The sequence below is a fragment of the Phycicoccus sp. DTK01 genome (assembly GCF_017312765.1).
GTDB lineage: Bacteria > Actinomycetota > Actinomycetes > Actinomycetales > Dermatophilaceae > Phycicoccus > Phycicoccus jejuensis.
Genome location: NZ_BOPU01000008.1, coordinates 25,090 through 48,536 on the forward strand (window position 1 = coordinate 25,090; position 23,447 = coordinate 48,536).

General features: G+C 74.0%; 25 protein-coding genes. 9 read left to right on the forward strand and 16 right to left on the reverse strand.

Annotated elements, in window-relative coordinates:
* Positions 1-6: 6 nt before the first annotated feature.
* The 3 genes from J3473_RS15485 to J3473_RS15495 all read right to left on the reverse strand — a co-directional run bounded on the left by J3473_RS15485 (position 7) and on the right by J3473_RS15495 (position 2,129).
* Positions 7-345, reverse strand: coding sequence for a hypothetical protein (locus J3473_RS15485; protein WP_207024817.1), 339 nt, complete (start codon positions 343-345; stop codon positions 7-9).
* Positions 346-697: 352 nt separating this feature from the next.
* A complete protein-coding gene (locus tag J3473_RS15490) occupies positions 698-1,357 on the reverse strand; it encodes a Type 1 glutamine amidotransferase-like domain-containing protein (RefSeq protein ID WP_207024818.1) in 660 nt (219 codons plus the stop codon).
* 88 nt (positions 1,358-1,445) lie between these two features.
* The gene (locus tag J3473_RS15495) at positions 1,446-2,129 is read right to left on the reverse strand and encodes a DUF4396 domain-containing protein (protein WP_207024819.1); all 684 of its coding nucleotides are present in this window, start codon (positions 2,127-2,129) and stop codon (positions 1,446-1,448) included.
* Positions 2,130-2,338: 209 nt separating this feature from the next.
* Here J3473_RS15495 and J3473_RS15500 point away from each other — a divergent pair, with 209 nt between their 5' ends.
* Positions 2,339-2,596 (forward strand): hypothetical protein, encoded by a 258-nt coding sequence (locus tag J3473_RS15500; protein WP_207024820.1) that lies wholly within the window; start codon positions 2,339-2,341, stop codon positions 2,594-2,596.
* 104 nt (positions 2,597-2,700) lie between these two features.
* On the opposite strand, the gene J3473_RS15505 is transcribed toward J3473_RS15500, so the two are convergent.
* Genes J3473_RS15505 through J3473_RS15515 form a run of 3 tightly spaced genes read right to left on the reverse strand, consistent with a single transcriptional unit; the run spans position 2,701 to position 5,374 of the window.
* Positions 2,701-3,291 (reverse strand): GerMN domain-containing protein, encoded by a 591-nt coding sequence (locus J3473_RS15505; RefSeq protein ID WP_207024821.1) that lies wholly within the window; start codon positions 3,289-3,291, stop codon positions 2,701-2,703.
* Positions 3,288-4,667: a HAMP domain-containing sensor histidine kinase gene (locus J3473_RS15510; RefSeq protein WP_207024822.1), complete on the reverse strand. Its 1,380-nt coding sequence runs from the start codon at positions 4,665-4,667 to the stop codon at positions 3,288-3,290. The genes J3473_RS15505 and J3473_RS15510 overlap by 4 nt, the downstream gene beginning before the upstream one ends.
* On the reverse strand, positions 4,664-5,374 hold the full coding sequence (locus J3473_RS15515; protein WP_207024823.1) for a response regulator transcription factor: 711 nt from the start codon (positions 5,372-5,374) through the stop codon (positions 4,664-4,666). Before J3473_RS15515 ends, J3473_RS15510 begins: the two co-directional genes overlap by 4 nt.
* 122 nt (positions 5,375-5,496) lie before the next feature.
* Between J3473_RS15515 and J3473_RS15520 the strand changes: the two genes are divergently transcribed.
* Genes J3473_RS15520 through J3473_RS15530 form a run of 3 tightly spaced genes read left to right on the forward strand, consistent with a single transcriptional unit; the run spans position 5,497 to position 6,566 of the window.
* On the forward strand, positions 5,497-5,790 hold the full coding sequence (locus J3473_RS15520) for an STAS domain-containing protein (RefSeq protein ID WP_207024824.1): 294 nt from the start codon (positions 5,497-5,499) through the stop codon (positions 5,788-5,790).
* Positions 5,784-6,275 (forward strand): hypothetical protein, encoded by a 492-nt coding sequence (locus J3473_RS15525; RefSeq protein ID WP_207024825.1) that lies wholly within the window; start codon positions 5,784-5,786, stop codon positions 6,273-6,275. The genes J3473_RS15520 and J3473_RS15525 overlap by 7 nt, the downstream gene beginning before the upstream one ends.
* A 48-nt stretch (positions 6,276-6,323) precedes the next feature.
* Positions 6,324-6,566: a hypothetical protein gene (locus J3473_RS15530; protein ID WP_207024826.1), complete on the forward strand. Its 243-nt coding sequence runs from the start codon at positions 6,324-6,326 to the stop codon at positions 6,564-6,566.
* Positions 6,567-6,608: 42 nt separating this feature from the next.
* Here J3473_RS15530 and J3473_RS19815 read toward each other — a convergent pair whose 3' ends face one another.
* From J3473_RS19815 to J3473_RS15550, 4 genes are all read right to left on the reverse strand, one after another.
* Positions 6,609-7,577, reverse strand: a complete 969-nt coding sequence (locus tag J3473_RS19815; protein ID WP_207024827.1) for a cold-shock protein — start codon at positions 7,575-7,577, stop codon at positions 6,609-6,611.
* Positions 7,578-7,686: 109 nt separating this feature from the next.
* On the reverse strand, positions 7,687-8,457 hold the full coding sequence (locus J3473_RS15540; RefSeq protein WP_207024828.1) for a hypothetical protein: 771 nt from the start codon (positions 8,455-8,457) through the stop codon (positions 7,687-7,689).
* A gap of 9 nt (positions 8,458-8,466) precedes the next feature.
* Complete coding sequence (locus J3473_RS15545) at positions 8,467-10,560, reverse strand: PAS domain-containing sensor histidine kinase (protein ID WP_207024829.1); 2,094 nt, start codon at positions 10,558-10,560, stop codon at positions 8,467-8,469.
* Positions 10,557-10,952: a response regulator gene (locus tag J3473_RS15550; RefSeq protein ID WP_207024830.1), complete on the reverse strand. Its 396-nt coding sequence runs from the start codon at positions 10,950-10,952 to the stop codon at positions 10,557-10,559. Before J3473_RS15550 ends, J3473_RS15545 begins: the two co-directional genes overlap by 4 nt.
* A gap of 159 nt (positions 10,953-11,111) precedes the next feature.
* On the opposite strand from J3473_RS15550, the gene J3473_RS15555 reads away from it, so the two are divergent.
* The 4 genes from J3473_RS15555 to J3473_RS15570 all read left to right on the forward strand — a co-directional run bounded on the left by J3473_RS15555 (position 11,112) and on the right by J3473_RS15570 (position 17,429).
* Entirely contained in the window at positions 11,112-14,198 is a 3,087-nt protein-coding gene (locus J3473_RS15555; protein WP_207024831.1) for a PAS domain S-box protein, read from the forward strand.
* A gap of 278 nt (positions 14,199-14,476) precedes the next feature.
* On the forward strand, positions 14,477-15,175 hold the full coding sequence (locus tag J3473_RS15560) for a hypothetical protein (RefSeq protein ID WP_207024832.1): 699 nt from the start codon (positions 14,477-14,479) through the stop codon (positions 15,173-15,175).
* Positions 15,176-15,201: 26 nt separating this feature from the next.
* Positions 15,202-16,056 (forward strand): S26 family signal peptidase, encoded by an 855-nt coding sequence (locus tag J3473_RS15565; RefSeq protein ID WP_207024833.1) that lies wholly within the window; start codon positions 15,202-15,204, stop codon positions 16,054-16,056.
* Positions 16,053-17,429: an AbfB domain-containing protein gene (locus J3473_RS15570; RefSeq protein WP_207024834.1), complete on the forward strand. Its 1,377-nt coding sequence runs from the start codon at positions 16,053-16,055 to the stop codon at positions 17,427-17,429. Before J3473_RS15565 ends, J3473_RS15570 begins: the two co-directional genes overlap by 4 nt.
* Before the next feature lie 39 nt (positions 17,430-17,468).
* Here J3473_RS15570 and J3473_RS15575 read toward each other — a convergent pair whose 3' ends face one another.
* The 5 genes from J3473_RS15575 to J3473_RS15595 all read right to left on the reverse strand — a co-directional run bounded on the left by J3473_RS15575 (position 17,469) and on the right by J3473_RS15595 (position 21,212).
* Positions 17,469-18,371, reverse strand: coding sequence for an amino acid ABC transporter permease (locus J3473_RS15575; protein ID WP_207024835.1), 903 nt, complete (start codon positions 18,369-18,371; stop codon positions 17,469-17,471).
* Positions 18,368-19,033, reverse strand: coding sequence for an amino acid ABC transporter permease (locus J3473_RS15580; RefSeq protein WP_030529459.1), 666 nt, complete (start codon positions 19,031-19,033; stop codon positions 18,368-18,370). Before J3473_RS15580 ends, J3473_RS15575 begins: the two co-directional genes overlap by 4 nt.
* Positions 19,034-19,123: 90 nt before the next feature.
* On the reverse strand, positions 19,124-19,951 hold the full coding sequence (locus J3473_RS15585) for a glutamate ABC transporter substrate-binding protein (RefSeq protein WP_030529458.1): 828 nt from the start codon (positions 19,949-19,951) through the stop codon (positions 19,124-19,126).
* Between the two features lie 63 nt (positions 19,952-20,014).
* Positions 20,015-20,743, reverse strand: a complete 729-nt coding sequence (locus J3473_RS15590) for an amino acid ABC transporter ATP-binding protein (RefSeq protein ID WP_207024906.1) — start codon at positions 20,741-20,743, stop codon at positions 20,015-20,017.
* A 133-nt stretch (positions 20,744-20,876) separates the two neighbouring features.
* Positions 20,877-21,212 (reverse strand): cupin domain-containing protein, encoded by a 336-nt coding sequence (locus J3473_RS15595; RefSeq protein WP_207024836.1) that lies wholly within the window; start codon positions 21,210-21,212, stop codon positions 20,877-20,879.
* A 141-nt stretch (positions 21,213-21,353) separates the two neighbouring features.
* Between J3473_RS15595 and J3473_RS15600 the strand changes: the two genes are divergently transcribed.
* The gene (locus J3473_RS15600) at positions 21,354-22,760 is read left to right on the forward strand and encodes an FAD-binding oxidoreductase (protein WP_207024837.1); all 1,407 of its coding nucleotides are present in this window, start codon (positions 21,354-21,356) and stop codon (positions 22,758-22,760) included.
* Positions 22,761-22,801: 41 nt separating this feature from the next.
* Here J3473_RS15600 and J3473_RS15605 read toward each other — a convergent pair whose 3' ends face one another.
* Positions 22,802-23,434, reverse strand: coding sequence for a hypothetical protein (locus tag J3473_RS15605; RefSeq protein WP_207024838.1), 633 nt, complete (start codon positions 23,432-23,434; stop codon positions 22,802-22,804).
* Positions 23,435-23,447: the final 13 nt, after the last annotated feature.

The following is a 23,447-nucleotide window of genomic DNA, read 5'->3' on the forward strand; positions in this document are numbered from 1 at the left end:
CGCCCGCTACTTGGTGACGGTGGCGCCGGCGCCGTCGACCTGGGGCTTGCGGTTGATCAGGATGAGGACGTCGCCCTCGACGATTCCGAGGTCGCCGAAGTTGGCCGATGGGTCGAGCTCGTTGTCGGAGACGCGGGGCAGGCTCAGCGAGTAGTCGCCGGCGGTCAGCCAGCCCTGGTTGATGAACTGCTTGACCTCCTTGTCGGTGACCTCGCCGATGGTGTTTGACGGCTTGACCGTCACCTTGTCGCTGTGCCCCGCCAGGGACCGGAAGGTCACCTTGAAGGGGTGGTCGTCGCCGTGACCCGGCTTGGACGTCGTGTCGCTCTCGGAGTGAGTGCTCACTGTGGGCTCCTTCCTGTTTGTGCCCGCTCTGGCTGTTAGACGTCGTCGCAGGGGCCCGTGAAAGCCTCCGGCAGCAAGATTTCCGCGACACGCCTCTTCCCGCGTCTCTTGGGCGATCTCGGTGAGAACGTCGACGGAGGCGTCACCCGCAGACCGGGCACCGTCGAACGTCTCGGTCCCGGATTACGGTCAGCGAACGGCCGGTGTAGCCGAGCGGCCGACGTCCGGCCGTGCTGCGACCCATTGGACCCAGGCCAACGTCAATCTGGGCGGTAAGCAGCGGGTTGGATCACCGGCCACCAACGGATCTCTGACGCCGCAGTTCGTGCCCTGCGCCCACGAATCGGGACTGCTACGGCAGCCTCATCCAGGTGCCCTCGGAGACGACGTCGACGACGTCGCCCACGACCGTGATGGCCGTCTGGTCGTCGATGACGTAGGCAGGGCCGTCGATCGCGGTGGCCCACTGCTCGGCGTCGGCCATCGTGTTCGTCGGGAAGACGTCGAGGTGCGGGAAAAGCGAGAAGTCGACGAGCCCCAGCGTCCGGTCGTCCGGTGCCTCCGCCCACGCCACGAACTCGGACCCGATGCGCGGGGTCAGCACCATGCTGCCGGCGCTCACACCGACCCAGACCGTGTCCGTCAGCGAGGGCAGCAGGTCGGCGAGCCCGGACGTGCGCATCCAGTGGGCCAGATACGTCGCGTCACCGCCGTCGACGAGCAGGACGTCCGCGTCCCGCACCCACGGCACCCAGCGGTCCTCCCCGATGCTCGGCAGCGCGGTCAGCTCGAGGACGCCCACCGAGGCCCAGCCCAGCGCGGTGAGACCCACGCCTTGGCGGTCGCCCGCGACGAACCCCCGCACTGAGGCGGGACCGCACATCGGGTGACCCCACTGCGCCGTGGGGACGGCCAGGGCCGTGCACTCGTCGATCGGCCTGTCCAGCAGGCCGACCAGCGCATTGCGGATGCTCGGGTTCGTGACGCCTCCGGAGGTGAGGAGCAGCTTCACGGGGTCTCCCGTCGGATGGTCGGCCGGGGTGGGTCGGTGTGCAGACCGGTGCGGGCCACCGGACTCATCGGCGTCGGCGCGGGCTGCGTCACATGCGCTCCTTGACGCCCCGGCGGACCAGCCGCCAGTTCATCGGGTACGCCGTGGCGAAGCCGGCGAGCATCGCCAGCTGCATCGCGCACCAGAAGACCGGCGAGGACGCCTCCGGCCGCACGCCGAGCAGCGGCTGGAAGACCCCGAACACGAGCAGCGCCATCATCCCGTACATGCCCACCTGCCACGCGGTGAGCGAGAGCGCGTCGGCCTTGAGCGCGGCGAGCAGCCCACGGCCGGGGGAGAGGTCGCGCATCGGCACGATCGCGAAGTACTGGAACGCGATCCCGATGGCGAAGGCCGCGACGAAGTCGAGCCCCCACACGGCGAACATCCGGTCGGGGAGGAGACCGGGGTACCCGAACGGGACGAGCACGGAGGGCAGGAGGAACGCGGTCGTCTCCGCGACCACGTCGCCCAGGGTGCAGCCGGCGCCGCAGTGCAGCGCCCCCTTGCCGACGGAGACCGCCATCGTCGGGTCGTCGTCGACCCCGGCACGCCCGTGGCGACGATAGAACCAGAGCGCGGCGACGCTGCCGAACAGCGCAGTCACCGGCCAGACCACGGCCATCACACCCATGCGGGGCGGCCGGCGGACGACATCGACGGCGATCCACACGCCGCAGGCCAGCGCCAGGGCGAGTGAGGTGAGGGAGACGGCGGTCAGCCAGGTGGGCACGGGGCTCCTCGGGACGCGGGCGGTAGGACGGCGACACGACCGTGATACCCCCGCCACCGGGCGTCGGAAGGACTGCGGAACCGTCCGAGCGCATTCGTCACGCAACCGCAAAGAAGCCGTCCGGTCGCTCGCAGCATCTCCTTGCCACTGTGGAGGAGTCAGACCGACCCGCCCACACGGAGCGGGTCCGAGCGAGACAGGGAGTTCACATGACCACCGGTTCCATCGTCCTCGAGACCAGCGACACCATCGACGAGCGCACCTCGCACGCCCTCGCCGCCGCCCAGCTCAAGGGGGAGTCGCGCGCCAAGGGACGCGCGCCGGGGCAGGTGGTCGAGTCCATCGCCCGCGAGATCCGGGGGATCGGGCTGCACCCGAACGTCACCGAGCTCTCGCGGCGCTACCAGGCGGGCGCACCCCGGCTGCCGGAGTGGATCGAGGACGCGCCGGCCACCCGGGCGGGCTGAGCGCCGCCACCGCTTCCGGGTCAGAGGGTGGTCCGGGGCGGAGAGGGCCGGAGGCCGCGACGTGGTTCGTCCACCTCGCGGCCTCCGGCGCGCCGCCCGCGAGGTCAGGACGCCGAGGCAGCCGTCAGTGAGCGGTAGTCGTCGGCGGTGAGGGGGCGGTCGGTCAGGGCTCCACCGGGAAGGGGCGCGGGGACCGAGGCGCCGTCGGAGGTCAGTGTCACCTCGTCCACGCCGGGCACCGAGGTCACCGTCAGCACGAGCTGGCCGACCGCCAGGGTGAGCCGACCGGCCCCCGGGGGCAGGTCCTTGGTGCCGATGTCGACGACCGCCCTGCGCCCGGACAGGGCCACGAGGGAGACGGGCACGTCGGGTCCCAGGGCGGAGGAGCGGCCGGCCGCCCGGTCGTCCTCGGTCGGACCCGCGGTCAGGCGGGCCAGCGTGCGCCGCACGGTGTCCGCGGTGGACGAGCCCGGCGACACCGGCGAGGTCGGCACGAGGGCGTCTCCCCGCACGAGGAACGCGCGCCCTCCGCCGCGGTCCGCCTCGGTCGGCGACGGCTCGGGCGCCTGCGAGGGCGCGAGCAGGTCGTAGGGCACGCTCTCGAGCGTGGTCGCCGGCGAGCTGCGTGGGGCGCCGCAGCCGGCCAGCAGGACGGCAGCGGTGAGGAGGAGCGCCGCGCGGCGCCGGCCCGTCATGCTCCGGCCCCCGACGACGGCGCGAGCGGGAGGCCGAGCACGAAGGTGGCGCCGCCGCCCGGTGTCTCCTCGCAGCGGACCCAGCCCTCGTGCGCCCGGGCGATCTCCGCGACGAGGCTGAGCCCCAGCCCCGAACCGGGTGCCGACCCCCGCGACCCGACCCGTGCGAAGCGCTCGAACACCCGCTCGCGCTCCGACGGCGGTACACCGGGCCCCCGGTCGACGACGCGCACGAGAACGAGGGAGTCCTCGCGGCGCAGCTCCAGCCGCTCGGCGCCGCCGCCGTGCAGGTCGGCGTTGTCGAGGAGGTTGACGACGGCGCGGTGGAGCTGGGCCTTGCTGCCGAGGACCGGGCCGAGGCCTGCGTCGGTGTCGACCGGGACGTCGGGGCGCGACGTCTCCGCGAGGGTGTGGCGCACCAGCTCCTCGAGGTCGACCGGCTCCGGCTCCCGCTCGAGCACCCCTGCGTCGAGGCGTCCCAGCTCGAGCAGGTGCTCGAGCGAGCGGTGGAGGCGACGCACCTCACGCCGGACGAGCTGTGTGGCGGCCCGCCGACGCTCGGTGTCCCCCTCGGGCGCGGCGTCGAGGACGTCGATGCTCGTCATCAGCGTCGTGACCGGGGAGCGCAGCTCGTGGGCCACGTCGGCGGCGAACCGGGCGTCGCGCTGCATGCGCTCGTCGAGCGCCTCGACCATCGTGTTGAACGACCCGACGATGACGGCGAGGTCCGGGTCCGAGGTGCGGGGCAGCCGCGTCGTCATCCGACCGGCGGCGATGGCGGCCGCGGCGGACGCCACGTCGCGCAGCGGCGCCACCACGCGGCGGGACGCGGCGCCACCGAGCAGCGCCCCGGCCGCCGCCGTCACGAGGGCGAAGGAGCCGAGGACGACCGCGAGCGTGCGCAGGGTCGACTCGAGCTCGGTCGTGGGGGAGAGCTCGTAGAACTGCACGCCGACGGCCGGGACGGGGACGCCGACCACGACCGCGGGCTCCCCACGCACCACCGTCCACGCGCGGGCGGCCGTGCCGTCGGCGACGAGCCCGCGCACGCGGTCCGGCACGTCGTCGGCGCCGGTCTCGAGCGAGGAGGTGAACCACTGCCCGCCGCGGTTGACGACGACGACGGCCCCCGGGGGCGGCGAGGTCTCGTCGAGGACGTCGCTCACCGAGGCCCCCGCGGTCAGCAGGCCCTCGCGCACGAGCGAGGCGTCGACGAAGGCCTGGCGGGCGGCCGTCGCCTCCCGCTGGCCGACGAGGTAGTGCCGGGCCGTCAGGTAGGTGCCGGCGGCGAGCAGCGCGGACACAGTGAGGGCGAGCACGGCGAAGGACGCCGCGGAGGTGGCGCGGATGCCGAGGACGGGCAGCGCCGGCCTCACCCGGGGTCCAGCCGGTAGCCGAGCCCGCGCACCGTGACGAGCAGCGTCGGCTCCGACGGGTCGGCCTCGATCTTCGTGCGCAGGCGCCGGACGTGGACGTCGACGATGCGCTCGTCCCCGAAGTAGCCGCGGTCCCAGACCCGGTCGAGCAGGACCTGCCGGCTGAGGACGCGCCCGGCGGAGTCGGCGAGCTCGCGCAGCAGGTGGTACTCCGTCACCGTCACGTGGACCTCGTCGTCACCGCGGCGGACGCGGCCCGCGAGGGTGTCGAGGACGAGCGGTCCGTGGGCGGCGTCGAGGACCACGACACCACCGGACGGGGAGGCGGGTGCCGGCGCCGCCATCGGGGGCCGTCGCCGCAGGGCCCGCAGCCGCGCCCCGACCTCCTTGATCTCGAAGGGCTTGGTCACGTAGTCGTCGGCGCCGGCCTCGAGGGCCGCGACGATGTCGTGCGTGTCGGCCTTGGCGCTGATGACGATGATCGGCACGTCCGAGCGCCGGCGGATCTCGCGGACGAAGCCGAAGCCGTCCATCCCGCCGAGCATGAGGTCGACGAGGAAGACGTCGACCTCGGCGAGCGACGGCTCCTGGAGGGCGTCCTCGGCGCTGGCGTGCGCGACGACGGCGTAGCCCTCGTCCTCGAGCGCCATCGACAGCGACGTGCGGATGCCGTCGTCGTCGTCGAGCACCAGGAGCCTCACGGACATCCCGGCAGTCTGCCAGCACGCGGCGCCCGGACCGCCTCGTGAGGGCGGTCCGCCCTCAGTCGTCACACGACTGCAAAGAAGCGGGCCGCCCCGTCGTCATCCCGCGCTGGGAGCCTCGCGGGATGACCACGACGAGCGCCGAGACGCTGACCGTCCACCTCGACGGGGCGGTGGCCGGTGGGGACCTGCGGAGGGTGCGCGAGGCGCTCGCCCGGGGCCTGCGGACGGGCCGGCCGGTGCGGGTCGACCTCTCGGGGGTGGAGCGGCCCAGCTCCGAGACCGTCGCGACCATCCTCTGGGCGCGCCGCAGCTGCGCCGGACGCAACGTCACCTTCTCGGTCGTCGGGGACCACGGGCCGACCCGCCGCGTGCTGCGCGGCTGCGGCGTCGTCGTCGAGGACGCGGACGCGTGCTGAGCCACGTGGTCGGACCGGCCCTCGTGCACCGGCACGCGGCCTGCGGCTGGACGGTCACGACGGTCGAGTACCCGGGCGGCGTGGCCGAGATCCGGCCCCGCACCCGCCTGACGCAGGTCGTCGTCAGCGACCGGACGGAGAGCGGCGGCGGCGTCGCCGGGGGGTGCTACGCGGCGGCCGCGTGCACGCACGACGGCGAGCTCGTCGTCGCGGTGCGGGCTGCGCCGCCGGCGATCGTCGTCACCCCCGGTGGCTGCTCGACGGCGCCGGCGGACGGCCGACCCTGGGACAGCCGCTTCCCGGTCGTCGGCGAACGACTCGTGCTCCTGTCGGCCGACGCGCTCGAGGCCGCGCCCGACCTGCTCGCCGAGGGGGTGCGCTCCGGGACCGGTGCGCTCGCGGGCGACGATCCAGAGGCTCTGCTCCTCGCGCTCGTCGGGGCCGGGGGGCGGGGCGCCGGAGCCGTCATCGACACGACTCCCTGACCGGTGCAGAGCGGCTCACCGAGCGGCAGGGCGCACTACGGTGGGCCGGTGCGAACCCGGGTGGTGGTCGGTGCGGTGCTCGTCGCGCTCGCCTGCCTCCTCTCCGCGGCGGTCCTGTGGGCCGAGCCGGTGGAGTTCGGCTGGTTCGCGTACGCGGGCCCCGTGGATGTCCTCTCGCCGGGGTTCACCGTCGTCACGCCACGGCGCGGGGTCGGCCTCGCTCTGACCGGCCTCGCCCTGGTGCTGCTCGGCGCGGCCGGGGGAGCCCTCCTCGGTCGGCGCCGGGGCTGAGCGGGTCCCGACTCGACGGCGACCGCCGAGCGGGCCTGCGGCTCAGAGGAGCTCGACGCGGTCGGCCTGCGGTCCGCGGTCGCTCTGTCGCACCTGGAAACGCACCCGGTCGCCTTGGTAGAGCGCCTCCGCGCCGCGGATGACGGACACGTGGACGAAGAGGTCCGGCCCGCCGGCGTCCGGGGCGATGAAGCCGAAGCCGCGCTCGTCGTCGTACCGGGCGACGACGCCCGTGCCGCCCCGTGCAGGCGGGGCCGAGGACTCCCGGCGGTCGGACCGTCCGCGGTCGGACCCTCCGCGGTCGGAGCGCCCACGGGCGGACGGTGCGGGCGCGCTCCGGCGGGCCGGGCGGCCGGCGAGGCGCACGTCGCGGGCCTGCGGCCCCTTCTCGCCCATGACGACGTCGTAGGTGACGCGGTCGCCCTCCTCGAGCTCCTGGAGGCCGTCGGCCAGCTCACGGACGTGGACGAACGCGTCCGGCCCACCGTCCTCCGGCGTGATGAACCCGAACCCCTTGTCCCAGTCGTACCAGGACACCGTGCCGTCGGCCCCGTCCGACGCCGGGCCGGACCCGGCGGCCTGCGCGGCGAGGGGGAGGAGGTGGTCGGCCTGCGGACCCTTCGGCCCGTCGACGACGAGGAAGGCCACGCGCTGCCCCTCGGACACGACGCCACCGCCGACGACGGCGGAGGCGTGGAGGAAGACCTCGGCGTCACCGTCGTCCGGCGTGACGAAGCCGTAGCCCTTGGTGGGCTCGTACCAGGCGACCGTGCCGAGCACGCCGAGCGTCGACTCGTCGCGCTCGGCGACGACGCGGACGCGGCGGGCGATCGGGCCGCGGTCGCCCTCCCCGACCTCGAGCTCGACGACCTGGCCCTCCCGCAGCACCCGCGTCCCGTCACCCCCGACGACGTCGGACGCGTGGACGTACAGGTCCTCGGCGTCCTCGCCCAGGGCGATGAAGCCGAAGCCCCGGTCGGCGTCGAACCAGCGGACGGTTCCTTCGGTCACGGTGACTCCTCGGCGGTGCGTGGACGGTGCGCACCCATTGTCGCCGACGCGCGGGGTGCGCACGTCCGCCGGCCCTGCCGGACCACCAGGACCCGCCGGACCGTGACCGTCAGCCGGCCGCGGCGCCCTCGTCCGCCGCGGGGGCGTCCGGCACGGCGAGGGTGCCGCGCTCCTCGCGGGCCCGGGCCGCGGCCATGACGGTCGCGGGGTCGGCGCCGAAGGTGTCCACGCCGGCGGCGTAGGTCAGCAGGAGCCGGTCGAGGTCGGCCATCGGGGTGGTGAGCTTGAGCTCGAGGGTGTCGGGGAGCGTGCCGGCGAGGCGGGCGAGCACCCGGGTGTCCGGCCGCGTCCCTCCCACCTCGAGGGAGTCGAGCCCGACGTGGGCGGCGACGGCGACCACGTCGTCGACCCGCTCCTGCGTGAGCCCGACGAGGTGGAGCCGCAGGTCCGCGGTGGCGGCGCGGGTCAGGTCGCGCAGCGTCTCGAGCCGGGACACGACGGTCCGCAGGTGCCGGCGGTCGAGGTCGTCGAGGGCGGCGGTCACCCGGACCTGGTCGGCCCCGTCGGCGACGGCGTCCTCGGCCTGCGCGAGGAGCAGCTGGAAGGAGCACCAGTCGCGCAGCGGCTCCGTGGACTCCAGGTGGGCGGTGACGCGCTGGGCGTCCGGCAGGAAGGACCGGACCGCCGCCACCCGCTCGGGCACGCAGGTCACGCCGCGCAGGCCGTAGGCGGCAGCCCGTCGCGAGCTCCGTTCCACGTCGAGGAGCGAGCACCAGTCGGGGGAGGTGTCCTCCTCGAGCAGGGCCGCCACCGCGCCCGCGGTGAGCGGGCGCCCGTGGCGGTCGCGGCGGGTCGCCGGGAGGGTGTGACCGGGCATCATGGCTGCTCCTCAGGCCGGGACGACGGCCCGGCGTGCACGGACCTCGCGCAGGGTGTCGATGGTGTGGGCGACGGCCGCCGCGGCGTCGGCGTCGGAGGCCCCGAGGACCTCTGCCGCGGTGTCCTCGGCGGTGGGCAGGACGACGAGGACGGGGACGCCGGCCAGACGGGGGGCCGCGAGGCAGGAGCGGAGCAGCCCGCTGCGGTCGTGCGCGGCGAGCGGTGCGTCGACGACGACGAGGTGGAAGTCGTGGTGGTCGACGACCGCGGAAACCTTCGCCGCCCGGGTCACGGTGCGGCACAGGAGGCCTCGGTCGGTGTAGCGCTGGCGCAGCTCCTCGGCGCGGTCGGCGGTGTCGGCGAGGACGAGCGCCCGGCGCGACCCGGCGAGCAGCTCGGCCACCGAGGTCCCCTCGGGCTCGGTCGACGGGGCGGGACCTTCCCCCGCGCGGACGCCGTCCGGGCCGGCGACGAGCACGACGGGCACGTCGGCCAGCTGGCGGTCGGCCTGCAGCCGCTCGACGAGGTCCCAGCGGGGCTCGCCCGGGACGCGGTCGCCGGCCACGACGGCGGTGGGGCGGCGCGCGGCCGCAGCGGCGGCCACCGTCGCCGGGCCGGAGCGGCTGACGACGTCCGCGGGAGCGGCAGCGAGCAGACCCGCGACCCGGTCGGCGGCGGCGCCGTCGGTGTCGACGACGACGACGCCGGCCGTCGACGCCGGCGCGGCGTCGGAGGCCGTCACGGGCAGCGGCAGCTCGAGCGTGAGGGTCGTCCCGGCGTCCGGGCGCGAGGTGGCCGTGACCCGGCCGGCGTGGGCCTCGACGATCGCCCGGCTGATGCTCAGGCCGAGGTTGGCCCCGTCGCCGCCGCGGCCCGACGCCGGGCCCGAGGCACCCGTCGAGCGGTCGAAGAGGGTCGCCAGCGCGGCGGTGGACACGAGCGGCCCGAGGTCGGTGACGGCGATGACGGCCGTCGTGTCGCGGACCTCCGCGGACACGCGTACCGAGCCGTCGACCGGGCTGTGCCGGACGGCGCTGCCGAGGACGTTGACGAGAGCCTGGACGAGCCGGTCGGCGTCCGCCATGAGGTGCGTGGGTCCGGCCGAGGTCACCCGGATCCGGACGTTGCGGCTGTCGGCCTGGGGCTCGACCTCGTCGACGGCGGCCCGGACCACCTCGTCGAGGTCGACGGGGACGAGGTCGAGGGTGAGCCCGTCCGAACCGGTGCGGGCGCGCTCGAGGTCGAGGACGCCGTTGACGGTGCGGACGAGGCGCTCGGTGCCGCTGAGGGCGACGCTGGCCATCCGGTGGACCGCCGGGCTCGCCGGACCGGCGGCGCCACCGGTGATGAGCCCGAGCGCGCCGCGGATGGAGGTCAGCGGCGTCCGCATCTCGTGGCTGACGACCGAGAGGAACTGGGCCCGCAGCAGCTCGGCGTGCCGCTCCTCGGTCACGTCCTGGAGCGTGCCGCGCAGGATGCCGCCCGGCGCGTCGACGCGCGCTCGCACCCGCACCTCGAGGAGGTCGCCGCGCGGCGCGGAGACCCGGCAGGTGAAGTCGACGGGTTCACCGGTATCCGTGCTGCGGCGCAGCTCGGGTACGGCGAGGCGGTCGCGGTCGTCCGGGTGCACCGCCTTCAGGACTTGTTGCGTCGTGAGATGGCCTGTGGTGGAACGGATCCCGAGGATCCGTCGGAACTCCGGGCTGACGGTGACGTCATCGGACGTCGGGTCCCAGGACCACGAGCCGACGTGCGAGAGCGACTGCGCGGCCTCCATCTCGACGGCGGCGGCGCGGGCGGCGCCGGCGGCGGAGCGGAGTCGTCCCGCCTCGCGGTCGACGTCGCGCAGCAGCGACCGGCAGGCCAGGAGCGCGACCACGGCCCCGGAGGCGGAGGCGACGACGGCGACGAGGGCGAGCGCGGCCCGTCCGCCCGAGCCGGTGTCGACGGCCCCCAGCAGGGCGAGGACGGCGACGAGGGCGAGGACGGACGTCACGAGGGCGACGCCGAGCGAGCGGGTCAGGCGTCGACGGCCCCGGGCCGCCCACGCCTGCGGTGGGTGCCCGAGCTCGTCCGGCGAGGTGGTCGAGGGTGCGGTGCTCATGCGCGGACCAGCACCTCGCGGAGGCGGTCGGGCAGCGTCATCGGGTCGAAGGGCTTCTCGAGGACCGCGAGGACGGAGGTGCCGTCGATGCCGTCCCGCACGGCCTCGCCCTTGGCCGTGAGCACGACGACGGGGAGCGTGGAGGCGCCGGGCAGGCCGTTGATGGCCCGCGCCGTCTCGGCGCCGTCCATCCCCGGCATCATCATGTCGAGCAGCACCAGGTCGGGCAGCCGGTGGCGGCAGGCCTCGACGGCGTGGGCCCCGTCGACGGCCGTCTCGACGGTGAACCCTCCGACGGCGCGCAGGCTCAGGGCCGCGACCTCGAGGACCAGCTCGTCGTCGTCGACGACCAGCACGTGCCAGGGGGAGTCCGTTCCCTCCGAGATGTTCATGGCGGCAGTGTGAAGGACCGGTCAAGGCCGTGTCTGCGGAAACTCTGGGGGACAGCCGTTCGGCCAGTGTCTGCGTGCGCGAGGCATCAGGAGGCGGGGCCGCGTCCTACGCTGCCGCCTGACCGGCGAGGTGGTCGTCCGGCGCCAAGGAGGGCCTCGATGCCAACGGAGACGGCGGTCCGCGCGCCGGCGGTCGACCGCGTCCCCGCCCGGCGGGTCATGACCTACCGGTCGGTCCCGGGCGCCCGGGGGCGGTTCGTGTCGGTAGGCGGTGGCGTCCGCGAGATGTTCGGGCTCGACCGCGACGAGCTGCTCGCCGACGTCGACTTCTGGGAGTCGCGCCTGCACCCGGCGGACCGCGACGCGGCGCTGCTGCGGGAGGAGTCGGGGCTCGAGCTCGGGGTCCTCGTCTCGGAGTACCGCTTCGTGCGCCACGACGGCCGGCTCGTCTGGGTGCTCGACGAGGCGACCGTCGTCGACGACCCGGTGCACGGCCCCGTGTTCGACGGCGTCTTCGTCGACGTGACCTCGCTGCGACGCTCCGAGCTGAAGGTGGCGGCGCACGGCCGGCTCGTCGACCTCACCAGCGCCGGGAGCACGTTGGGGGAGGCCCTCGAGCCGCTCGTGCACACCGCGATGGAGCTGTGCGCGGCCGAGCGCTGTGAGGTGTCCTTCTCCGACGGCCTGCTCGTCTCGGTGACGGCGGCGGCGTTCGACGCAGGGGCGGCCGTGCCGGAGGACGTGACCCGGACCGGGTCGCGCGGCGAGTCGGTGCGGCTCGTGGCGATGCCCTCGCCCGAGACCGACGACACGCTGGAGTGGCTCGAGCTGATGACCCTGCGGGCCCAGCGGATGCTCGAGGACCGCGCCCGCTCCCTGGAGTCGGCGGCCCTGCTCAGCGCGACGCTCGAGTCGACGGTCGACGGCATCCTCGTCGTCGACCGGCACGGCCGGCTCGCGGGGTGGAACGAGAAGTGGGCGACGATGTGGCGGGTGCCGTCGGCGCTGCTCGCGGCCGGCGACGACAAGGCGGTCCTCGAGGCGGTCGTGGCCCAGGTCGCCGACCCGGTGGCGTTCATGGCGCGCATCGAGTACCTCTACTCCGCGACCGAGGAGACCAGCTTCGACGAGATCCTCTTCGAGGACGGCCGTGTCTTCCAGCGCTACTCGCGGCCCCAGTCCGTCGACGGGGAGGTCGTCGGGCGGGTCTGGAGCTTCCGGGACATCACCGACGGGCGCGCACTGCAGGAGGCGCTCTCGTCGCAGCAGCAGCGGTTCCGGATGCTCGTCGAGCAGGTCAGGGACCACGCGATCGTCCACCTCGACGAGGACGGCGTCGTCACGAGCTGGAACGCGGGCGCCACGCAGGTGTTCGGCTACGAGGCGGCCGAGGTGGTGGGCCGGCACGTGGCCGTCCTGCACCCGGGGGAGGGTGACACGGCGTCCGAGGAGATCCTGCGCCGGGCCCGCGCCGAGGGGGTCTCGCGCGACGAGGGCTGGCGGGTGCGACGGGACGGCTCGCTCGGCTGGATGAGCTCGACCGTCACCGCGCTGCGCGACGCCCGGGGCGGGCTGCAGGGCTACGCCGAGGTCGCCCAGGACCTGACGGACCGGCGCGCCGCGGCCGAGGCGCTGCGCGCGCAGCGCCAGGTCCTCGAGCTGCTCGGCACCGTCGCGTCCGCGGCGAACGCCGCGCCGGACGTGGAGTCGGCCGTGCACCAGACCCTCCGGGCGCTGCTCGACCTCGGCGGGTGGGACCTCGCGCATGCCTGCCTCGCCCCGGACGGCGCGCCGTCCGGCGACGGCCGGTCGGACGGACGCCCCTGCGGTGCGGACCCGACGCACCTGTGGCTCGCCGTCGACGGGCTGTGCACCGAGGGCCTGCGGCGCGAGGTCGAGGCGGCCGGCGTCGCCTCCCTCCCGGTCGTCGCCGAGGCGATGCGGCGCGGCGGTCCCGCCTGGGACGCGGTCGACGCGTCGGACGGCTCGGCCTCTGCGCAGGCCGTCCGCGCCCTCGGGCTGCGCACGGCGATGGCGCTGCCGATCACGGTCAGGGACCGGACCGTCGGTGTGGTGCAGGTGTTCTCGCGCGAGGAGACCGAGGTCGAGCCCGGCCTGCTCGACGTGATGGCGCAGGTCGGCGTCCAGCTCGGGCGGAGTGTCGAGAGGCACCACGCCGAGGCCGAGCTCGCGGCCCGGGCGGCCGACCTGCGCGACCTCAGCGACCGCCTCTCGACGGTGCTCGACTCGGTCGAGGAGGGCATCTTCGGCGTCGACGACCACGGCGTCGTCACCTTCGTCAACCGGGCCGGCGCGGACCTGCTGGGGCTGGCGCGGGAGGACGTGCTCGGCAGCCTCGACACCGACGTGCTGAACCGCCCGAGCGCCCCGGACGAGGCGATGTCCGACCCGCGGCTGCCCACGCGCGCCCGCCACGTCCGACCCGACGGCACCTCCTTCGCGGCCGAGTGGATGGTCTCACCGATGCAGACCGGCCGCGGCGCGGTCGTCATCCTGCGCGACGTCGAGGCCGCCCGGGCGGTCGAGCGGATGAAGGACCAGTTCATGGCGATGGCCAGCCACGAGCTGCGCACCCCGCTCACGTCGCTGCGCGGGGCGCTCGGGCTCCTCGGGGGCGGCGCGGTCGGTGAGCTGCCGGCGCCGGCGTCCCGGCTCGTCGACGTCGCGACCGCGAGCGCGGACCGGCTCGTGCGGCTCGTCGGGGACATCCTCGACACCGAGCGGCTGCGGACCGGGCGGATCGTGCTGCGCCACCGCGACGAGGTCGTCGAGGACCTCGTCCAGTCGGCGGTCGCCGACTCCTCGGCCGCGCGGGGGGCCACCGACGTGGTCGTGCACGGCGGCGCCGAGCCGACCCCGGTGCACGTCGACCCCGACCGCGTCGTGCAGGTCGTCACCAACCTGCTCGTCAACGCGGCGAAGTTCTCCCCGGCCGGGGCGCCGGTCACGGTGCGGGTCTCGCACGACACGCGGTGGGTGCGGGTCGAGGTGCAGGACGAGGGTCCGGGCATCCCGGCGGGCATGGAGGAGCGGATCTTCGAGCCCTTCGTCCAGGCCGACGCCAGCGACACCCGCGCTCACAACGGGTCGGGCCTCGGGCTGGCGATCGCCCGCGACATCGCCCGACTCCACGGCGGCGACCTGACCGGTCGCACGCGCGCTCAGGGCGGTGCCTGCTTCACCTTCACGCTGCCCCTACCGGGGACGGGTCGCACCTCCGGCTGAGCGCGACGACGAGGATTCGTGAGCCTTGAGGGCCTCTTGAGCGGATCTTTCTGGGGCCACCGACGGCACGGCCGATGGGAGTGCTGACGTCCACCGGCGCCTGCCGGTGGTGACCGTCCGAGGGATGGATCCCGGGGGCGGTGCTCCCGCGACGTCGCGGGGTGCGCCGCCGTGCTCGTCGGTGACGAGGTGTCGGGTCCTGCCGCGCGCGGTCGACCGACCACCCCGACACCGGCCTCCGGTGTCACCGAGCCACCAGGCACCGACGGAAGGCCCCCATGTCCCACAGCGCTCCCGAGCCCGAGCCCCGACACCGGCGGCGTCGCGCCCTGCACCCCCTCGTCCTGCCCGCCGCGGCCGGCCTCGTCGCGGCGAGCATCCTCTCGCTCTCGACGACCGACGCGCTCTCGGCCTTCACCGCCCAGATCACCGACAGCGTGTCGACCGCCGGGGCCGGCACGCTCCAGATGACCGAGACCCAGTCCGTCGGCGGCACGACCACCACGTGCACGAGCACCGACGGCGGCTCCGTCGCGACGAACTCCGCGACGTGCTCCACGATCAACTCCTACGGCGGCGTGACGACGCTCGTCCCGGGCGAGAGCTCGACGAGCTCGGTCACGCTGTCCAACACCGGGACCCACGCCGCCACGAGCTTCACCCTCGAGCCGGGGGCGTGCAGCCAGTCCGGCGCCGTCACCGGGAGCGCCACCGACCTGTGCAAGACCCTCGTGCTCTCCATCGACCAGACCGTGGGCGGTGTGACGACCAACGTCCTGCGGCCCACCAACCTGGACGACTTCCGGACTGCCTACCGCACCGGTGGCACGTCCGGGCCGCTCTCCCTCGGGGCGGTCGCGGCCGGAGACTCGCGCACCTTCACCTTCACCGTGACCCTGCCCGCCGGGACCGGCAACACCTACCAGGGCCTCACCGCCACGCAGGGCCTGACGTGGCTCTTCACCGCCGGGTCCTGACGAGCCACCGCCGTGCCGCCGGGTTGGTGACGGGCGCAGCCGCGGCGCTCGCGCTCGTCGTCGTCGCCGTGCCCCTCCTGGCCGGGGTGCGCCTGTTCGTCGTCTCCTCGCCGTCGATGGGCACCGCCGCCCCCGTGGGGACGCTCGTGGTCACCCGTCCGGCGAGCACGGCGTCGGTGCAGCGGGGGGAGGTCGTGGCCTACTCGCCGCTCGACGGGTCCGGCCCCACCGTCGTCCACCGGGTGGTCGCGACCGAGCCGTCCCCGGCGGGGCCGACCCTCGTGACCCGGGGGGACATCAACGGCAGCGACGACCCCCACCCGGTCACGGACGAACGGCTCGTCGGGCGCGCCGTCGCCCTCCTGCCCGGCTGGGGCTACGCCGTCCGCGCGGTCCCGCTGCTCGGCCTGGGCGGGGCGCTCGTGGCCTTCCTCACGGGGCTCTGGCTGCGACCCGAGGTCCGCGGGCCCGTGCGGCTCGTCGCCTGGTCGTTGCTCTACGCGGTGACCGTCCTGGGCCTGCGTCCCTTCGTGGGGGTCACCGAGGTCGCGGTCAGCAGCTCGCCCGACGGGTCACGGGTCTCCTTCGTCTCGACCGGGATGCTGCCCGTCGCCGTCACCGAGCAGCTGGGGCACGCGGTGTCCGGGCCGAGCCACCTCTCCTACGGCGAGCGGGGCGAGCTCGCCGTCCACGTCGCCGCCGCCGGCGACCGGCTGCGGCTCCACGTGCACCCCGACCTGTCCCGGACGGCATGGCTCCTCCTCTGGGGGCTCTGCCTGCTCCCCGTCGTGTGGACGCTCGTCGCCGAGCACCGTCGGACCCGGCCTCCACGGCCTGCTCGGACCCCCGGGGCGCACGTCGTGCGTCCGGTGACCGGATGAGGGCGCGCTGGGCCGGGCGTCGCCGGGCCGTCAGCACCGTGGCGACGGCTGTCGCCGCGGTTCTCACCGCGCTCGCGTGGGTGGCGGTGCCGCCGGCCTCGGGGGCCTTCACCTCGGCCGTCCCGCACACCGCGAGCGTGAGCGCGAACCCGAGCTTCACCTGCCAGCTCGCCGCGACGTCCGGTCAGGCCGGCCCGGCCGCGCTCGTCACCTACCCCTTCGCCGACTCGTCGGGCACGAAGGCCGCGGACACCTCCGGCTCCGTCGGCTCGCCCCGCGACGGCACGTACTCGGCGAAGGGCGTGACGTACCAGGCCACGGGTCCCTGCGCCCGCGACAAGGCGCGCGCCGTCACCCTCGACGGGTCGACCGGCATGGTCGCCGGACCCTCGTCGACCCTGGCCGCGGCCATCCGCTGGAGCGAGGAGGTGTGGTTCCGCGGGACGAGCGGGGCCGGTGACCTGCTGGCCTTCGCGTCGTCGGCGACGGGCGACAGCGGGACCGCGGTGGACCGACGCGTCTACCTCACCTCGACGGGCCGTCTCGTGGCGGGCGTGCTGGCGGGCGGCACGACGGTCAGGACCGTGACGAGCCCGCGGACCTACACCGACGACGTCTGGCACCACGTCGTCGTCACCCAGGCGACCCCGACCGACGCGCAGCCGGGGCTGCGGCTCTACGTCGACGGCGTCCTCGTCGCCTCCGACACCACCGTCACCACGAGCTCCGGTCTCGCGCAGTACTGGCGGATCGGCAACAGCGGCCACGGCGCCGCCGCGACCCGCTGGCCCGGCGAGACGTCGACCACTGCCCTCGCCGGCACCCTCGCGTTCGCGTCCTACTACACCTCCGCGCTCGGCCCGACCGACGTCCTGCGGCACTACGCGGCAGGCCGCGCCGGCTACCCGAAGACCGGCCGGTGGTCCTTCTCCCGGGCGACGGTGGGAGACAGCACCTCCTACCTCCGCCACTGGGCCTTCCGTCTCTACGTCGACCCGATCTCGATGAGCGACCCGGTCGGGACGTACGACTCGACGTGGAAGGTCGAGTCCGGGCTCGCGGACCCCCGGTGCTTCTCGTTCCGGTCGACGAACTACCCGGACCGCCTGATCCGCCACACGGGCGAGATGCGGATGGTCATCGAGGTGCCGGACGGGTCGACGGCGTGGGACCAGTCGGCGACGTTCTGCCCCCACCTCGGCAACAACGGCGAGGGCACGTCGTGGTCGGCCTACGACACCCCCACGCGCTACTGGCGCTCGTACGGCAACGAGGTGTGGCTGGCCTCGGACGGCGGCCCGAACTGGTTCGACGACCACACGAACTGGGCCGACGAGACGAGCTGGAACACCCGTCCACCCGTCGTGCCCTGAGACCTCGGTGCCGCCCCATCGCGGGGCGGCACCGAGACGTCAGCGGGCGCTGCTGCTCGTGGCCTCCGCGGTCGGCACCGTGTCCGAGGGCACCGCCGCCGAGCGGGGCTTACCGGCCGAGCGTCCGCGCCGGCCGAGCCAGCGTTCCACGCGGCCCGCGAGGACGGTCAGCGCGTAGTTGACCAGCACGAACACCGCCGCCGCGACGATGTACGCCTGCAGCGTGTTGGCGTACGCGGACCCCAGCGTCTTCGCGGCGGTGAGGAGCTCCGGGTAGAGCACGACGGTGCCGAGCGCGGTGTCCTTGAGGACGACGACGAGCTGCCCGACGAGCGCGGGCAGCATCGCGCGCAGCGCCTGCGGCAGCTGGATGCTGCGCAGGGTCTGGCTGGGGGAGAGGCCGATCGAGAGGCCGGCCTCGGCTTGCCCGGCGGGCAGCGAGTGCACGCCCGAGCGCACGAGCTCGGCGATGACCGAGCCGTTGTAGAGCGTCAGGCCGACGACGACGGCGGCCATCGGGGCGTACTGGTTGGGCAGCCACGTCGCGGTCGCGAAGTAGCCGAAGAAGAGGAAGACCATCATGAGGAGGACCGGCACCGAGCGGAAGAACTCCACGACGACACCGCTCACCCAGCGCACCGCGCGCACGTGCGAGAGGCGGCCCATCCCGAAGACCAGGCCGTACACGCCCGCGAGGACGACCGACGCGGCCGCGGCCTTGAGGGTCTCCCAGAAGCCGGGGAGCAGGTACTCGGTCCACACGGCGGGGTCCGTGACGAAGGGGGTCCACAGCGCCGGGTCGAGCTGGCCGGCCTCCGACATCTTGCGGTACACGATCCACCCGGCGGCGACCACGAGGAGGACCCCGATGACCGTGAGGACGCTGTGCCGCAGTCGGGCCCGCGGGCCGGGGGCGTCGAAGAGGACGCTGTCGCTGCTCATCGCTTGACCGCCAGACGTCGGGAGAGGGAGGTGACCGCGAGGCCGATCGGCAGCGTGAGGATGACGAAGCCGAGCGCGAAGAGGAAGAACGTCGGCAGGCTCGCGCCCTCGTTCTCGGTGATCTGCGCGAGCAGGCCGGCGGCCTCGGCGGTGCCGAGGATGACCGCGGCGACCGTCGTGTTCTTGATGAGCGCGATGAGGGTCGAGCCGAGCGGCGCGATGGCGCCACGGAACGCCTGCGGCAGCAGCACCTCGCGCATCGACTGGCCGAAGGTCAGCCCGATGGAGCGGGCGGCCTCGGCCTGCCCGGCGGGGATGGTGTTGACGCCGCTGCGGATCGCCTCGCAGACGAAGGCCGCGTGGTAGACCGACAGCATGATGACCGCCCACCAGTAGGAGTCGCGGGCCTGGTCCTGGCTCAGCTGCAGCCCGAGGATGATGCTCATCCCGAGGATGCTGAAGACCATGAGGAGCGTCAGCGGCGTGTTGCGCAGGACGTTGACGTAGAACGCCCCGAGGGCCCGCAGGACGCGGACGGGGGAGACGCGGAAGACCGCGAGCACGGTGCCGATGACGAGCGAGCCCAGCGCGGAGAGCACCGAGAGCTGGATCGTCACCCAGAAGGCGCCGAGGATGTCGTAGTTGCCGATGATGTCGCCCATCACCTCACCTTTCGGCCGGGGCGGTGGCCCTCGGGCCCGGCACCGCCCGCCCCGAGGGGCGGGCGGTGCGCGGGTCCGGACGGGCTGCGGTCAGGAGCAGGCGTCCGGGGTGGGCGGGTTGCCCGCCGGCGGCTTGTAGCCCGCCGGGCCCAGGTTCGCGTCGACGATCTTCTGCCAGTCGCCGTCGGTGATCATCTTGTTGATGGCGTCGGTGACCTTCTGGCAGGTGGCGGTGTCGCCCTTCTTGAGGCCGATGCCGTAGTTCTCCTGCGAGAACGGCTGGCCGACGACCTTGAGCTTGCCCTTGTACTGGTCCTGCGCGGCGTAGCCGGCGAGGATCGTGTCGTCGGTGGTCAGCGCGTCGACGCCGCCGGAGACGAGGGCGGTGACGCACTCGGAGTAGGTGCCGAACTCGCGGAGGTTGACGCCCGCGACCTCGTCCTTGACCTTCTGCGCCGAGGTCGAGCCGGTGACCGAGCACAGCTTCTTGCCGTCGAGGCTGTCGGGGCCGGTGATGGAGGAGTCGTCGGCGCGCACGAGGAGGTCCTGGCCGGCGACGAAGTACGGCCCGGCGAACCCGACCTTCTCCTTGCGCTCGTCGGTGATCGAGTAGGTCGCGACGATCATGTCGACCTGGCCGGTGCTCAGCAGGTTCTCGCGCTGGGCGCTCGGGGCCTGCACCCACTGGATGTCGCCCTCCTCGTGGCCGAGCTGCTTGGCCACGTACTTCGCGACGTCGACGTCCATGCCGGCGTAGTCGCTGCCCTTCTTCAGGCCGAGACCGGGCTGGTCGAACTTGATGCCGATCTTGATGCCGTCGCCGCCGGAGCCCTCCCCGCCGTCGTCGGAGCCACAGGCGCTCGCCGTGAGCGCGAGGACCGCCGCCGCGGCGACGAGTCCGATCCGGGTGCTCTTCATGTCGGTGTTCCTCCTGGTGTTGGTCGACTCGTGGTCGTCGGGTGGCCCGGTCGGCCGCCCCGGTCAGTGGGTCAGGATCTTCCCGAGGAAGTCCTTGGCGCGCTCGCTGCGGGGGTTGGTGAAGAACTCCTCCGGCGTGTTCTCCTCGACGATCTGCCCGTCGGAGAGGAACACGACGCGGTTGGCGGCCTTGCGGGCGAAGCCCATCTCGTGGGTGACGACGATCATCGTCATGCCGCTCTTCGCGAGCTCGACCATGACGTCGAGGACCTCGGTGATCATCTCGGGGTCGAGCGCGGAGGTCGGCTCGTCGAAGAGCATGACCTTGGGGTCCATCGCGAGGGAGCGGGCGATCGCCACGCGCTGCTGCTGGCCGCCCGACAGCTGCGCGGGGTACTTCTGCGCCTGGTGCGCGACACCGACGCGCTCGAGCAGCTCGGTGGCGCGCTTCTCGGCGTCGGCCTTCTTCATCCCACGGACCTTGATCGGCCCGAGCGTGACGTTCTCGAGGATCGTCTTGTGGGCGAAGAGGTTGAAGGACTGGAAGACCATCCCGACGTCGGCCCGCAGCGCGGCGAGCTCCTTGCCCTCCTCGGGCAGGGCCTTGCCGTCGATGGTGATCGAGCCGGACTCGAAGGTCTCGAGGCGGTTGATCGTCCGGCAGAGGGTGGACTTCCCGGACCCGGACGGTCCGATGAGGATGACGACCTCGCCGCGGCCGACCTCGAGGGTGATGTCCTTGAGCACGTGGAGGTCACCGAAGTGCTTGTTGACGTCCTTGAGGACGACCAGGGCTTCGCTCATGCACAGGGAACCTACTGATGCCGGTGCGGTCCGTGGCAAGCCGGGGTCGTCCGATGGGGCGGATGGGGCGCATTGTGACCGTTCCGAGACCTCCCCGCACCTCCAGCGCCCGCCGGAGCCCTCAGGCGACCCACACCTTCCGGAGCGGTTCCTCGATGCTCCACACCGTGCGCTCGCCGGCGTGCAGCCGGACGGCCGTTCCCGGGGTCAGGCGGATGCGCTCCCCGTCCTCGAACTCGACTGTGCCCGAACCGGACAGGACGACGAACACCTCGTCCACCTCGGTGTCACGGGCGGTGCCGGCGGACATCTCCCAGACCCCGACCTCGACCCCGCCGACGGCGCCGAGCGTCTGCACGGCGGCCGTCGGGTCGCCGTCGACGACCTCCTCGGCCGGCAGGGCCTCGTGGGCGAGCGGCAGCCGGGTCACGTCGTCGGCGAGGAGGCGCTGGGGCATCCCCGGATGCTGCCACGCGACGGATCGAGAAGCCAGGGGTGCGTGTGACCGTCCCGATCCGGAGGTGTCCTCGTCCCGCGGTGACGGATCCCGTGGACGACCCCTCGCCGCCGACGGTGCCGCTCGGGCATGATGCGGGGCATGGCCGTCTCCCCGGGTGCCGCGCACGCCTCCCTCGCCGACGCCGTCCCGGACGTGTTCTGGACCGACCGCCCGGCGCTGCGGCCGCCGGCCCGCGCGCCGCTCACCGGGCACGGCCACCGCGCCGACCTCGTCGTCGTCGGCGGCGGGTTCACCGGGCTGTGGGCGGCGGTCCAGGCCAAGGAGGACGACCCGTCGTGCGACGTCGTGCTGCTCGAGCGCGGGCGCCTCGGGGTCGCGGCCTCCGGACGCAACGGCGGGTTCGTCTCGCCGTCGCTGACCCACGGGCTCGGTCAGGGGGTGGCCTGCTGGCCGGACGAGGTGCCCACCCTCGAGCGGCTCGGGGCCGAGAACTTCGCCGCGCTCGCCGCCACCGTCGAGCGGTACGGCATCGACTGCGACCTGCACGTCCCCGGCGAGCTGACCCTCGCCCTCGACGAGCGCCAGGTCGAGACCGTCCGCGAGGCGCACGCGTTGCACCGGGCGCACGGGGTGCCGACCGAGCTGCTGACGGCGCAGGAGGCGCGGGCCCGGGTGGACTCGCCGCGCTACCTCGCCGGGATGCACGACCCCACCGTCGGCCTCGTCGACCCGGCGAGGCTGGTGTGGGGCCTGGCCGAGGCCGCCGAGCGGCTCGGGGTGCGCCTGCACGAGGACACCGCGGTCACCGGCCTCGACGAGGACGGCGACGGCGTGCGCGTCGGGACCGAGTGGGGGAGCGTCCACGGGCGCCGGGTCGTGCTCGGCACTGGCGCGTTCAGGGGCGTGCTCAAGCGGCTCGCGCTGTACACGCTGCCCGTCTACGACCACGTGCTCATGACCGAGCCGCTGTCCCCGGCGCAGCTCGCGTCGGTCGGCTGGGAGGGGCGCGAGGGGCTGACCGATGCCGGCAACCAGTTCCACTACTACCGGCGCACGCTCGACGACCGCGTGCTCTTCGGCGGCTACGACGCCAACTACCACTTCCCGGGGCGCATCGACCCGCGGCTGGAGCAGTCGGGGTCGCACGACCTGCTCGCCCGCCACTTCCTCGGGATCTTCCCGCAGCTCGAGGGCGTCCGGTTCACGCACCGGTGGGCGGGCGTCATCGACACGACGTCGCGCTTCACCCCGGTCTTCGGGACGGCGATGGGGGGCCGGCTCGCCTATGCCGTCGGGTACACCGGCCTGGGCGTCGCCTCGACGCGCTTCGGCGCGCGGGTGGCGCTCGACCTCGTCCACGGTCGCGACACCGAGGTCACCCGGCTCGGGATGGTGCGCCGCAAGCCGCTGCCGTTCCCGCCGGAGCCGGTGCGCGGCCTCGGGGTGCGGCTGACCCGGGCGAGCCTCGCCGCGGAGGACCGCACCGGGCGTCGCAACCTCTGGCTGCGGGCGATGGACGCCGTCGGCATCGGCTTCGACAGCTGACGGTCCCGGGCCGGTGCCGAGCGCGTGGCCGAGGCGCTTCCTCAGGCGGTGAGACGCAGGCGGGGTGCGACCTCGTCGAGCAGCGTCTTGAGCGCCGCGGGACTTTCCGCGAACAGGTAGAGGACGATGGTCGACGACGCGTCGGCGCCGCTCCCCATGATCAGGGCGCCGAACGAACCATTCACCGTGTCGCCGCCCTGGAAGAACGTCACGGCGAGGTTTCCTGCCGGCGTTCGCACGCTGGTCGAGGAGTCCACGCTTCCGTCGAAGGGTTCGATCAGGGCCTCGACCGTCTCGCGTCCAGGCAGCAGGCGCTGAGGGCCGAACACCACCCGCAGCTCCCGCCGGTTCTCCGGGTCCGCCGCGTAGGCCTCGAACGGCCCGAGCTCCGTGAAACGCTCGAGAAAGCCGGGGTCGACGTTCATCGTCGTCGCCAGCTGCGCCACCGACGCGTCGTCCAGCGCACGCAGTTCGTCCCGGTTGACGGCCACCCAGCCGGCAGGCAGCCCGATGCTCCAGCCTGCCCGGGGCGCGGTCAGTCCTGGTCGCCCGGTGGAGGTCTCCGAGCTGGAGGAGGTGGGCGACGACCGGACGGCGGCCGACGCGTCAGCCACCTCCGTCCGGTCGGCGGCGGTGCCGCACCCGGACAGTGCGGCGACGACGATGCTGGTCACCAGCACCCCTCGA